This is a genomic window from Burkholderia diffusa, assembly GCF_001718315.1.
Lineage (GTDB): Bacteria > Pseudomonadota > Gammaproteobacteria > Burkholderiales > Burkholderiaceae > Burkholderia > Burkholderia diffusa_B.
The window spans coordinates 2,235,131-2,248,136 of record NZ_CP013362.1 but is presented as its reverse complement, the minus strand read 5'-3'; the positions used below and the strand labels follow the sequence as shown (position 1 = coordinate 2,248,136).

General features: G+C 68.5%; 8 protein-coding genes. 6 read left to right on the top strand and 2 right to left on the bottom strand.

What is annotated here, in order from left to right; genetic code table 11:
- The first annotated feature begins 125 nt into the window (after window positions 1–125).
- The 3 genes from WI26_RS10335 to WI26_RS10325 all read left to right on the top strand — a co-directional run bounded on the left by WI26_RS10335 (window position 126) and on the right by WI26_RS10325 (window position 4,719).
- A complete protein-coding gene (locus WI26_RS10335) occupies window positions 126–1,880 on the top strand; it encodes an acyl-CoA dehydrogenase family protein (protein ID WP_069225881.1) in 1,755 nt (584 codons plus the stop codon).
- Entirely contained in the window at window positions 1,877–3,106 is a 1,230-nt protein-coding gene (locus WI26_RS10330; protein ID WP_420480775.1) for a CaiB/BaiF CoA transferase family protein, read from the top strand. The genes WI26_RS10335 and WI26_RS10330 overlap by 4 nt, the downstream gene beginning before the upstream one ends.
- Window positions 3,107–3,306: 200 nt before the next feature.
- The gene (locus tag WI26_RS10325; RefSeq protein WP_059539809.1) at window positions 3,307–4,719 is read left to right on the top strand and encodes an MFS transporter; all 1,413 of its coding nucleotides are present in this window, start codon (window positions 3,307–3,309) and stop codon (window positions 4,717–4,719) included.
- 176 nt (window positions 4,720–4,895) lie between these two features.
- Here the strand turns inward: WI26_RS10325 and WI26_RS10320 are convergent, their stop codons facing one another.
- Both WI26_RS10320 and argA read right to left on the bottom strand, forming a co-directional pair.
- A complete protein-coding gene (locus WI26_RS10320; RefSeq protein WP_006478357.1) occupies window positions 4,896–5,171 on the bottom strand; it encodes an oxidative damage protection protein in 276 nt (91 codons plus the stop codon).
- A 49-nt stretch (window positions 5,172–5,220) separates the two neighbouring features.
- Window positions 5,221–6,600, bottom strand: coding sequence for an amino-acid N-acetyltransferase (gene argA, locus WI26_RS10315; protein ID WP_059464214.1), 1,380 nt, complete (start codon window positions 6,598–6,600; stop codon window positions 5,221–5,223).
- A gap of 23 nt (window positions 6,601–6,623) precedes the next feature.
- Here argA and hrpA point away from each other — a divergent pair, with 23 nt between their 5' ends.
- The 3 genes from hrpA to WI26_RS10300 all read left to right on the top strand — a co-directional run bounded on the left by hrpA (window position 6,624) and on the right by WI26_RS10300 (window position 12,973).
- Entirely contained in the window at window positions 6,624–10,814 is a 4,191-nt protein-coding gene (gene hrpA / locus WI26_RS10310; protein ID WP_069225880.1) for an ATP-dependent RNA helicase HrpA, read from the top strand.
- A gap of 178 nt (window positions 10,815–10,992) precedes the next feature.
- Window positions 10,993–11,982, top strand: coding sequence for a beta-propeller fold lactonase family protein (locus WI26_RS10305; RefSeq protein ID WP_059451787.1), 990 nt, complete (start codon window positions 10,993–10,995; stop codon window positions 11,980–11,982).
- Window positions 11,983–11,998: 16 nt separating this feature from the next.
- Window positions 11,999–12,973, top strand: a complete 975-nt coding sequence (locus WI26_RS10300) for a sterol desaturase family protein (RefSeq protein ID WP_059464212.1) — start codon at window positions 11,999–12,001, stop codon at window positions 12,971–12,973.
- The last annotated feature ends 33 nt before the right edge of the window (window positions 12,974–13,006 follow it).

Genomic DNA, 13,006 nt, shown 5'->3' with positions numbered 1-13,006 from the left:
ATAAATCCTGTATTGGACGCTTATCGATCGCGCGCCTACGCTCTGCTGAACGCCTGGCACGAAGCCGGCCGCGCAGCCACGGCGCGGGCGCCGGCCGGCAGCCGGGCCACCATGGAGACGCACGCATGAACGACACCGCTTGCACGCCGGACACCGGCGCGGCCAACAACATCCCCGATAGCCGGGGCATCAATTTCTTCTCGGCCGATCCCGATCTCGGCACGTTGCTGAAGCTGCATCTCGGTGCCGTCCGATACGCAGAACTCGAACCGCAGCTGCACGCGCTCGGCGCGCGTGTCTCGGACGAACTCGACGCGTGGGCGTCGCGCGCGGACAAGCATCCGCCCGTGCTCGAGCATCGCAACCGGCGCGGCGAAGCCGTGCAGCGGATCGACAAGGATCCCGCGTATGTCGCGCTCGAACGCGTTGCCTATTCGGAACTGGGGCTCGCGGCGCTGAGCCACCAGCCGGAGGCGGTGGCGCCGCTCGTCAAGTACGCGCTGACGTTCCTGTTCGTGCAGGCGGAATTCGGGTTGTGCTGCCCGGTCAGCATGACCGATTCGCTGACGCGCACGCTGCGCCGCTTCGGTGACCCGGCGCTCGTCGAGCGCTATCTGCCGATGCTCGCGTCGCGCGATTTCGACACGCTGTTCCAGGGCGCGATGTTCATGACGGAGCAGGCGGCCGGCTCCGACGTCGGCCGCATCGCGACGCGCGCGGCGCGCGAAACCGATGCGCAGGGCGGGACGGTGTGGCGTCTGTACGGCGACAAGTGGTTCTGTTCGAACGCGGACGCCGACCTGGCGATGGTCCTCGCGCGGCCCGACGGCGCGCCGGACGGCATCAAGGGCCTCGCGCTGTTCCTGCTGCCGAAGACGCTGCCGGACGGCACGCGCAACCGCTACCGGATCGTGCGACTGAAGGACAAGCTCGGCAGCCGTTCGATGGCGAGCGGCGAGATCGCGCTCGAAGGCGCGCAGGCCTGGCTGATCGGCGAGATCGGCCGCGGCTTTCACCAGATGGCCGACATGATCAACATGTCGCGGCTGTCAAACGGCGTGCGCGCGGCGGGCCTGATGCGGCGCGCGCTGAACGAGTCGCTGCACGTGGCCGCGCATCGCGCCGCGTTCGGCCGCAAGCTGATCGAGATGCCGCTGATGCAGCGCCAGTTGATGAAGATGTTGCTGCCCGCCGAGGCCGCGCGCGCGATGTTCATGCAGATCGCGCTGCTGCTGCCGCAGGCGGATGCGGGCGACGCGCAGGCCGCGCGCTGCGTGCGCATCCTGACGCCGCTGATCAAGTTCCGCGCGTGTCGCGATGCGCGCCGCGTGACGGGTGACGCGATGGAAGTGCGCGGCGGCACCGGCTACATCGAGGAGTGGAGCGATGCGCGCCTTGTGCGCGATGCACATCTCGGTTCGATCTGGGAGGGCACCAGCAACATCGTCGCGCTCGACGTCGCGCGCGCCGCGCAGCGCGAGCAGGCGCTCGATGCGCTGCGCACGTTCCTGGGCGACCTGCTCGGCTCGGCGCCGCTGCCCGACGCAAGCCGTGCGGCGCTGCGGCGCATTCTCTCGCGCGCGTGCGATGCGCTTGCACGGGTCGCGGCGCAAGGCGACGACGCGTGCGTGCGGCAGGCCGCCTCGGCGCTGTACTACGCGAGCGCAGCCGTGCTGATGGCGTGCGAGGGGGCACGGCTCGCGCCCGATTACCGGCGTCTCGCGCTCGCGCACCTGATCGTGCGCCACAAGCTGCTGCCGGTCGACCCGCTCGCACCGGCGTCGCGCGACGACGAAGCGGCGGCGTTCGACGCGCTGTTGCGCGGCACGCCGGTGGCGCTCGACATGGCGCTCGACCTGCTGCCGGAGGTCGAGCGATGAATGCAGCGGAAGCGATGAATGCGACGAAAGCGGCGCGCGGCGCACTTGACCGGCTGAAGGTCATCGACCTGAGCCGCGTGCTCGGCGGCCCGTACTGCACGCAGGCGCTCGCCGACCACGGCGCGACGGTGATCAAGATCGAGCCGCCGGACGGCGACGAGACGCGCGGCTGGGGGCCGCCGTTCCTCGGCGACACCGCTTGGTACTTCATGGGCGTGAACCGCAACAAGGAGGGGCTCGCGCTCGACCTGTCCCGCGACGAAGGCCGCGCGATCCTGTGGCGCCTGCTCGAAGACGCGGACGTGCTCGTCGAGAACTTCAAGCCCGGCACGCTCGCGCGCTGGGGGATGGACTATGCGCGCGACCTGCAGCCGCGTTTCCCGCGCCTGATCCACTGCGCGGTGACGGGCTTCGGCGAGGACGGCCCGCTCGGCGGGCTGCCCGGCTACGACGCGGTGATTCAGGCGATGGCCGGGCTGATGAGCGTCAACGGCGAGCGCGGTGGCGACGCGATGCGCATCGGGTTGCCGATCGTCGACATGGTCACCGGGCTCAACGCGCTTGCCGGCATCCTGCTCGCGCTCGCGGAGCGCGAAAGGAGCGGGCAGGGGCAGTCGATCGATATCGCGCTGTACGACTGCGGCGTGTCGCTGCTGCATCCGCACCTGCCGAACTTCTTCGGCGCGGGGCGCGTGCCCGAACGCAGCGGCAACGCGCATCCGAACATCGCGCCGTACGACAGCTATCGCACGGCGACGGTGCCGATCTTCCTCGCGGTCGGCAACGATCGGCAGTTCGCACGCCTCGTCGCGCATCTCGGCGCGCCGGCGCTCGCGGGCGATCCGCGCTTCGCCGACAACCGCAGCCGCTGCGCGCACCGGCCCGAACTGAAGGCCGAGCTCGAGGCACGGCTCGCCGCCCATCCGTGCGAGCCGCTGGCGCGCGACCTGATGGCCGCGGGCGTGCCGTGCGGGCCGGTGCGCACGGTCGCCGACGTCGCGCGCGACCCGCATGCGCTGCACCGTGCGTTGTTCGTCGAGATCGGCGCATATCGTGGCACCGCATCGCCGGTGAAGCTGTCGCGTACGCCGGCGACTTACCGTTCGCCGCCACCCGCGCTCGGCCGCGACACGCGCGCGGTGCTTGACCGCCTCGGCATCGATCCGGCGCTCCAGCAACGGCTGCTCGACGCCGGCGTGCTGAAGATCGCGCCGGACCCGGCGTGACCGGTGCAGGCAGCCGGCACGCGAGGATCCTCCGCGAACGCATCGCGGGGAAAAGCAGCGCAACGCAATTCAATCAATGTAGGTCGACGTAAAGCGACTCGAAGCAACGTAAAGCAACACCGCCAGCCGGCGGCGCAAGGCCGGCCATCCGGCAAGGCGCGCGACAGTCGCGCCGCCGATTCACGAACTTGGAGACATCGATGAGCCGTCCGCAATCCCCGTCCGCCGCGCAGCCGCGGCCCGGCCGTGCCGCCGTCGCGGCATTCGTCGGCACCACGATCGAGTGGTACGACTTCTACATCTACGGCACCGCCGCCGCGCTCGTGTTCGGCAAGGTGTTCTTCTCGAGCACGATGGATCCCGGCGTCGCGACGCTGCTCGCATTCGTCACGTTCTGGGCCGGCTTCGCCGCGCGGCCGCTTGGCGGAATCGTGTTCGGCCATCTCGGCGATCGCGTCGGCAGAAAGACCGCGCTCGTGATCACGCTGGTGATGATGGGACTTGCCACGACCGGTATCGGCCTGCTGCCCGGCTATGCATCGATCGGCGTGTGGGCGCCCGCTGGCCTCGTCATGCTGCGCGTGCTGCAGGGCATCGCGGTCGGCGGCGAGTGGGGCGGCGCGGTGCTGATTGCGAGCGAGAACGCGCCGAAGCATCGCAGCATCCTCTATGCGGCGTTCGCGCAGCAGGGTTCGCCCACCGGCAATCTGCTCGCCACCGCAGCCTTCTTCGCGCTGAGCACGCTGCCGACGCCGTCGTTCCTGATGTGGGGCTGGCGCATTCCGTTCCTGCTGTCGGCGGTGCTCGTGATCATCGGGATGGTGATCCGGCTGCGGCTCGAGGAGTCGATCGACATGCAGCGCGTGCTCGCGCGCAAGCGCACGGTGAAGCTGCCGCTGCGCGACGTCGTGCGTGACCACTGGCTCGTCGTGCTGCTCGCGGCCGGCACGCTGCCGGTGATCAACGTCACGTATTTCCGCAGCACGTTCGCGCTGTCGTGGGCGACCAGGGAGCTCGGCTATGCGCAGGGCACGTTCCTCGGCATCCTGTCGATCTCGCTCGTCGTGCAGTTCGTGATGCAGCCGGTCGGCGCGTGGTTCGTATCGAAGGTCGACATGCGGCGCGCGATGTGCTGGATCCTGATTCCCGAGATCGTGTTGATGCCGGTGATGTTCCACGCACTCGCGACGCGGTCGTACTGGGTCGCCGTCGCGGGGATGTGCGTCTCGACGATCCCGTCGGCGATGTTCTACGGCGCGGTCGGCGGCGTGCTTGCGCGTGTGTTTCCGGCAAACATCCGCTATACGGGCCTGTCGCTCGCCTACCAGCTGAGTGCGCTCGTCGTCGGCGGTGGCACCCCGGTGCTCGCGCAGGCAATCCTGAACGCGACCGGCAGCATCGTCGGCGTCGCGATCGCGTCTGGCCTGTACGCGCTCGTGTCGCTTGCATGCATGCTCGCGCTGCTCAATCGTACCGGCTACCGCGCGGACGAGCTGTCGACGGCCGAGCGCAGCGATGCGGCCGAATGGCGTGCCGAAGGCGCGAGCGCTGAAACTCCGGCCGACGAGACCGCGCAGCCGGGCGAGCGCGGTGCGTTGAAACCGGCGGGTTGAATCCGCCGGGCCGCGCGACTTGCCCCGTTCGGCGGCAACGAACGCGCCAGCCGGATAGCGTCGGCGCGGTTTGGTGTTCCCCAAAAGCAAACGGCACCGTGCAATACACGGTGCCGTTTGCGTTGCTTCGCGTGGCGCAGGGGCCGGCGCGGCCGTCCTGCGCGATGCGCGCTGCTTCAGCCTTCCGTCGGCGGCACGTAGCCGGACGCCTGGTCCGCGCCGTCGCCGAAGAAGTACTTCTCGGTCTGCTTCATCAGATACTGGCGCGCGCGCGGGTCGGCCATGTTCAGGCGGTTCTCGTTGATCAGCATCGTCTGCTGCTTGAGCCAGCCTTGCCATGCTTCCTTCGACACGCTTTCGTAGATGCGCTTGCCGAGTTCGCCCGGCAGCGGCGGGAAATCGAGACCTTCGGCTTCCTTGCCGAGCTTCGCGCATTGGATCATTCGAGCCATCGTGTACTTCTCCTGTAATCGGTCTGGGGGAGGGCAGTCGTGCCTGCGCTCAGAGCTGCTTCATCAGCACGAGCGACTTGCGCTGCCAGTTGTAGAGTTTGCGGCGGTCTTCCGGCAGGTCGTCGACGCTGACCTTGACGAAGCCGCGCTTGAGGAACCAGTGCTCGGTGCGCGTCGTGAGCACGAAGATGTGCGTGAGGCCGCGCGCGCGGGCGCGCTGCTCGATGCGCTTGAGCAGGCGTTCGCCGTCGCCCGAACCCTGTGCTTCCGGCGCGACCGTCAGGCACGCCATCTCGCCGATCTTCTCCTGCTGGTACGGATACAGCGCCGCGCAGCCGAACAGCACGCCATCGTGCTCGATCACCGAGAAGTGGTCGATGTCGCGTTCGATCTGGTGGCGGCCGCGCCGCACCAGCGTGCCGTCCGACTCGAGCGGCTCGATCAGCGACAGGATGCCGCCGACGTCGTCCGGCGTCGCTTCGCGCAGGCTTTCGAGGTTCTCGTACGAGATCATCGTGCCGACGCCGTCGTGCAGGAACAGTTCGAGCAGCATGCTGCCGTCGAGCGACTGCGGAATCAGGTGGGCCCGGGTCACGCCGCCGCGGCATGCGCGGATCGAGTGCTTAAGGAAGAACGCGTCGTCGCCCTGGATGTTGCCGGAATCGAGCAGCTCGGCGGCTGCGTCGAGCGACATTTCACGCACCAGCTCGCCTTCATCGTCGACGATGCCGGGCGCTTCGGTCAGGAAGATGATCTTGTCGGCGCGCAGCGCGATCGCGGCGGCCGACGCGACGTCTTCCATCGACAGGTTGAACGCCTCGCCGGTCGGCGAGAAGCCGAGCGGCGACAGCAGCACGAGCTTGCGGCTCGCGAGCGAATGACGGATCGATTCGGCGTCGATCTTGCGCACGATGCCCGTGTGCGCGAAATCGACCCCGTCGAGAATCCCCACCGGCCGTGCGGTCACGAAGTTGCCGGACACGACGCTGATGTGCGCGTGCGCCATCGGCGAGTTCGGCAGACCCTGGCTGATCGCCGCCTCGATGTCGAGACGCACTTCGCCGGCCGCTTCCTTCGCGGATTCGAGCGCGCGTGCATCGGTGATGCGCAGACCGTGCGAAAACTCGGATTCGACACCATGCAGGCTCAGCTGCTCCTCGACCTGCGGCCGCGAGCCGTGCACGAGCACGATCTGGATGCCCATCGCCTGCAGGAGCGCGATGTCGGACACGAGCGCATTCAGCAGCCCCTGCTGCACCACCTCGCCGCCGAACCCCACGACAAACGTGCTGTTGCGGAACTTGTGGATGTAGGGCGCGACGGAGCGCATCCAGTCGACGAACTGAGCGTGGCTGGCGGCCGAATCGTCGGCGGCCGGCGGCGTCGCGGCGCCGGTCTGGGCGGGTGGGAGGTCGGTTTGGGAATTCATGGGCGGGATTATAATGCGCCCCCATGTCGAATGTACCTAAAAGTCCCGCGCCGACGCGGGCAAACGCGCCGTCGGCGAAGCACCTGGATGGTGCGGCCGATGCGCGTCAGCAGCAGGGCCAGCCGCCGCGCCGGCAGCAACAGCAGGCGGGCAAGCCGCCGCGCGGGCCGCGCGGCGACGAGCCGCGCCGCGAGCCGGGCCAGCCGGCCGCGAAGGGCGCGCCGCAGGGCGCCGGCGAGCGCGCGCCGCGCCGCGAACGTCCGCCGCGCGCGGCCGTCGCGCCCAATCCCGTTCCGCCGATCACGTACCCCGAAAGCCTGCCCGTGTCGGGCAAGCGCGACGAAATCGCGCGCGCGATCGCCGGTCATCAGGTCGTCATCGTCTGCGGTGAAACGGGTTCGGGCAAGACGACCCAGCTGCCGAAGATCTGTCTCGATCTTGGCCGTGGCCTCGGCGCCGGCGGCACGGGCCTGATCGGCCATACGCAGCCGCGGCGCCTGGCCGCGTCGTCGACGGGCCGGCGCATCGCCGAGGAGCTCGGCACGCCGTTCGGCGAAGTGGTCGGCTACAAGGTGCGCTTCACCGACAATCTCGCGCCGGGCGCGTCCGTCAAGCTGATGACGGACGGCATCCTGCTCGCCGAAACGCAGACCGACCCGCTGCTGAAGGCGTACGACACGCTGATCATCGACGAGGCGCACGAACGCAGCCTGAACATCGACTTCCTGCTGGGCTACCTGAAGGAGATCCTGCCGAGGCGGCCGGACCTGAAGCTGATCGTCACGTCCGCGACGATCGACGCCGATCGCTTCGCGCGCCATTTCGGCACCGACGAGCGCCCGGCGCCCGTGATCGAGGTGAGCGGGCGGCTGTACCCGGTCGAGATGCGCTACCGGCCGGTGGCCGAGGATCGCCCGGCCGTGAAGAACGCCGAAGGCACGGGCGGCCGCGATCGCGTGAAGACCGCGCGCGAGGCCGAACGCGACCTGATGGACGCGATCGTCGACGCGGTCGACGAACTGTGCCGCGAAGGCCCGGGCGACGTGCTGGTGTTCCTGCCCGGCGAGCGCGAGATTCGCGAGGCGGCCGAGGCGCTGCGCAAGCATCATCCGCCGCATACCGAGATCCTGCCGTTGTTCGCGCGGCTGTCGGCGGCCGACCAGGACAAGGTGTTCAAGGCGTCGAACGCACGCCGCATCGTGCTCGCGACCAACGTGGCCGAAACGTCGCTGACGGTGCCGGGCATCCGCTACGTCGTCGACACTGGCCTCGCGCGCGTGAAGCGCTACTCGTACCGCAACAAGGTCGAGCAGCTGCAGGTCGAATCGATCTCGCAGGCCGCTGCGAACCAGCGCGCGGGCCGTTGCGGCCGGGTGGCCGACGGCGTCTGCATCCGCTTGTACGAGGAAAGCGACTACCAGGCGCGCGCGCGCTTCACGGATCCGGAAATCCTGCGCTCGTCGCTCGCGTCGGTGATCCTGCGGATGAAGTCGCTGCACCTGACCGCGATCGAATCGTTCCCGTTCCTCGAGCCGCCGCCGGGCCGCGCGATCGCGGACGGCTACCAGTTGCTCAACGAACTCGGCGCGGTCGACGACGACAACGCGCTGACGCCGCTCGGCCGCGAACTCGCGCGCCTGCCGCTCGACCCGCGCGTGGGCCGGATGATTCTCGCCGCGCGCGACCAGCAGTCGCTGCGCGAGGTGCTGATCATCGCAAGCGCGCTGTCCGTGCAGGACCCGCGCGACCGGCCGATCGACGCGCAGGAGCAGGCCGATCAGGCGCACCGCCGGTTCGCCGACGAACGCTCGGAATTCCTGCAGTGGCTGAAGATCTGGGCGTGGTTCGAGGAAGCCGTCGCGCACAAGAAGTCGAACCGCCAGCTGGTCGACGCGTGCCGGCAGAACTTCCTGTCGCACCTGCGGCTGCGCGAATGGCGCGATGTCCATTCGCAGCTGCTGACGGTGGTGCGCGAGCACGGCTGGCGGCTCAACGAAGTCGAAGCGACCTACGAGCAGGTCCATCTCGCCCTGTTGACGGGCCTGCTCGGCAACCTCGGCATGAAGGCCGACGACGATCCGCACTATCTCGGCGCGCGCGGGATCAAGTTCTACCTGTGGCCGGGCTCGGCGCTCGCGAAGAAGGCCGGCCGCTGGGTGATGGCGGCCGAACTCGTCGAGACGAGCCGGCTGTACGCGCGCTGCCTCGCGAAGATCGAGCCGGAGTGGGTCGAGAAGATCGGCGCGCACCTGCTGAAGAAATCGCTGTCGGAGCCGCATTGGGAGAAGCGTCCCGCGCAGGTCAGCGCGTTCGAGCGCGCGACGCTGTACGGGCTGCCGATCTACCACCGCCGGCGCGTCGCGTTCGGCAAGCAGGATCCGGCGCGCGCACGCGAGCTGTTCATCCGCGGCGCGCTGGTCGAAGGCGAATTCGACACGAAGCTGCCGTTCTTCGCGCACAACCGCAAGCTGCTCGCCGACATCGAGCAGCTCGAGCACAAGTCGCGCCGCCAGGACGTGCTGGTCGACGACGAGCTGATCTACGCGTACTACGATCAGGCGATTCCCGAGGGTATTCACACGGGCGCCGCGTTCGAGCGCTGGTATCGCGACGAGGTGAGGAAGGGCGGCCAGGCGGAGGAGAAGCAGCGCCTGCTGTACCTGTCGCGCGACGACCTGATGCGCCACGAGGCGGCCGGCGTGACGACCGAGCTGTTCCCGAAGCGCGCGACGATGGCCGGCGTCGAGATGGCGCTCACGTACCATTTCGAGCCCGGCACGCCGCGCGACGGCGTGACGCTCGCGGTGCCGCTCTACGCGCTGAACCAGGTCGACGCGCGCCGTTGCGAATGGCTCGTGCCGGGGATGCTGAAGGAAAAGGTGCAGCTGCTGCTGAAGTCGCTGCCGCAGAAGCTGCGCCGGCACTGCGTGCCGCTGCCCGAATACGCGGCCGGCTTCGTCGAGCGCACGGGCCGCGAGCGCTTCGGCGCGGGCGGCCTCGTCGAGGCGCTGATCGCCGACGTGCGCGGCGAGACCCAGGTCGCGATGAAGACGGCCGACTTCAAGCTCGAGACGTTGCCCGCGCACCTGTTCATGAACTTCAAGGTGATCGACGAGCATGGCCGCCAGCTCGCGATGGGGCGCAATCTCGCGCAACTGCGCCAGGAGCTCGGCGCGCAGGCGCAGCAGCAGTTCCAGAAGATCGCGGCGGCGTCGACGATCGCACCCGGCGGCGAAGCGGGCGAGGGCGATGCGCATGACGCGCCGGCGCTCGCCGCGGCGCCGGGTTCGGCGAAGGGCGGCAAGCCGGGCAAGGGCGCGGCGCCGCACACGGCCGCTCCGGCGGACGCCGGCGCGACCGCGCTGTACGAGAACCTGACGACGTGGAACTTCGGCAAGCTCCCGGAGCTGCTCGAGATTCGCCGCCGCGGCCAGACGCTGTACGGCTATCCGGCGCTCGTCGATCGCGGCACGCATTGCGACGTCGAGGTGTTCGACTCACCGGAGGAGGCCGTGCGGATCCACCGGGCCGGCTTGCGGCGGCTGTTCGCGCTGCAGCTCAAGGAGCCGATCAAGTTCCTCGAGAAGAACCTGCCGGGGCTGCGCGAGATGGCGATGCAGTACATGTCGCTCGGCACGCAGGACGAACTGCGCGACCAACTGATCGACACGGCGCTCGACCGCGCGTGCCTGCAGGATCCGCTGCCCGACGACGACGCGAGCTTCCACGCGCGTCGCGACGAGGGCAGGAGCCGCCTGAACCTGCTCGCGCAGGAGATCGCGCGGCTCGTCGGGCAAATCCTCGCCGAGTATGCGGGGCTTGCGAAGAAGCTCGCGCAGGCGAAGCCGTTCGCACAGGCGCACGCCGATCTGCAGCAGCAGCTCGCCGCGCTGGTCGGCAAGCGCTTCGTGATCGACACGCCTTACGTGCAGCTTGCACATTTCCCGCGCTACCTGAAGGGCATCGCGCTGCGGATCGACAAGCTGAAAGCCGACCCGGCGCGCGACGCGAAGCAGTCCGGCGAACTGCTGCCGCTCGTCCAGCAGTATCAGCGCGCGGTGTCGCAGCGCGGCGGCGTCGCCGATCCGCGCCTCGCGGAATTCCGCTGGCTGCTGGAGGAACTGCGAATTTCGCTGTTCGCGCAGGAACTGCGCACGCCGATGCCTGTCTCTGTCAAGCGTCTGCACAAGGTGTGGGAATCGATGCAGCGCTAGCGCGACGGCGATTGGCCGCGCCGCACCGGCTGCTGGCCGGGGCGGTCCCGGGGCGCCGGCCGCGGCCGGCTCCACGGCCGCCGCGACGTGCGTCGAAGTGGCGCAACTCGGGCTTTCGTCAACCGGCGGGGCCGGCCGAACGTTTTACAATGACCGCTGTTCCACGACGTGAGTCTTCATGCGCACTTTCCTTTCCTTCGGCCGCACGCTTGCGCTGGCCGCCGCCGTGCTGGCGCCCGCCGCACATGCGAATAACGTGATCATCCTCAATTCGGCCGAAGCGACGCTTTCCCTGATCGACCAGCAGACCCGCGAAGTCGTTTCCACGATGCCGACCGGCAAGGAGCCGCACCATCTGATGGCGACGCCCGACAATTCGTCGCTCATCGTCGCAAATTCGGTCTCGAACAGCCTGATGTTCCTCGATCCGAAGACGGGCAAGCTGCAGCGCACCGTCGAGGGGATCGACGACCCGTACCAGCTCGGCTTCTCGCCCGACCGCAAGTGGTTCGCCGCGGCGGGGCTGCGGCTCGATCGCGTCGACATCTACAGCTACGACGGCCACGACGTGCATCTCGCCAAGCGCGTGCCGCTCGCGGTGATGCCGAGCCACCTCGCGTTTACGAAGGACAGCAAGACGCTGCTCGTGTCGCTGCAGGTGTCCGGCGAGATCGCGGCGATCGATCTGCCGACGCAGACGGTCAAGTGGAAGATGAAGGTCGGCAAGGTGCCGGCAGGCCTGTGGCTCACGCCGGACGACAAGTTCCTGCTGGTCGGGATGACCGGCGCGGATTATGTCGCGGTGGTCGACTGGCGCAACCAGAAGGTCGTCAAGCAGATCCATACGGGCAACGGCGCGCACAACTTCCGCTCGCTCGCCGACGGCACGCACGTCGCGGTCACCAACCGGGTCGCGAACACGATCAGCATCATCGACGAGAACACGCTCACCAACGTCGGCGACATCACCGGCCTGCTGCCGGGGCCGGATGACATGGAGTTGTCCGCCGACAAGAAGACGCTGTGGGTGACGTTCCGCTTCGCGAAGAAGGTCGGTATCATCGATCTCGCATCGCGCAAGCTGGTGCAGACGATCGCCGTCGGCCGTTCGCCGCACGGGATCTACTTCTACGACCGCGCGCCGTGGAAGGCTGCGAACGGCGCGTGACGGACGGAGGCGAGCGATGCTGCACCTGATCGATGCGTTCGTGTCGGACATCCAGACCTGGCTGTACGTCGACGTCGTGCAGCCGCTCCTCTTCAAGTTCAACCTGATGGGCTATGACGAGGACACCTACGACGCGCTGTATTGGGTGATCATCGGCGCGCTGCAGATGGTGCTGATGTTCGCGCTGCTGCGTCCGCTCGAGGCGCTGCTGCCGGTCGAGCGCTGGCAGAGCCGCCGCGCGGTGCGGGTCGACGTGATCTACACGGCGATCGCGAAGCTCGGCATCTACACGCTGTTCTTCTTCTTCGCGCTGCAGCCGGTGTTCGACGGCTTCCAGGCGTGGCTGCGCCTGCACGGCATCGCGAACATCAACCTCGACTATCTGTGGCCGGGCGTGACCTCGCGGCCGATCGTCGCGTTCGCGATCTACCTCGTCGTGCTCGACTTCGCCGGCTACTGGTATCACCGCTGGCAGCACAAGTTCGGCATCTGGTGGGAACTGCACGCGGTGCATCACAGCCAGCGGCAGATGTCGCTCTGGTGCGACGACCGCAACCACCTGCTCGACAACGTGATCCAGTCGTGCTTCTTCGCGTCGATCGCGCTCGTGATCGGCGTGACGCCCTCGCAGTTCGTCGTGCTGACCGCGGTCACGAACTTCGTGCAGAGCATCCAGCATACGAATGCGCGGCTGTCGTTCGGCTGGCTCGGCGAGCGCCTGCTCGTGAGCCCGACTTTCCACCGGCGCCATCATGCAGTCGGCTACGGTCACGAAGGGACCAAGTACGGCTGCAACTTCGGCGTGCTGTTTCCGTGGTGGGACATGATGTTCGGCACCGCGTCGTGGAACCGCACGGTCGAGCCGACCGGCATCCGCGAGCAGGTCGAAGGCGTGTCCTACGGCGACGGCTTCTGGTCGCAGCACGGCCTCGCGTTCGTGCGGATCTTCCGGCGCCTCGTCCCCGCGAAGCGCGGCGCGGCGTCGGCCTGACCCTGTCGCTCTCCCGTTGAACGGTTCTCCCGC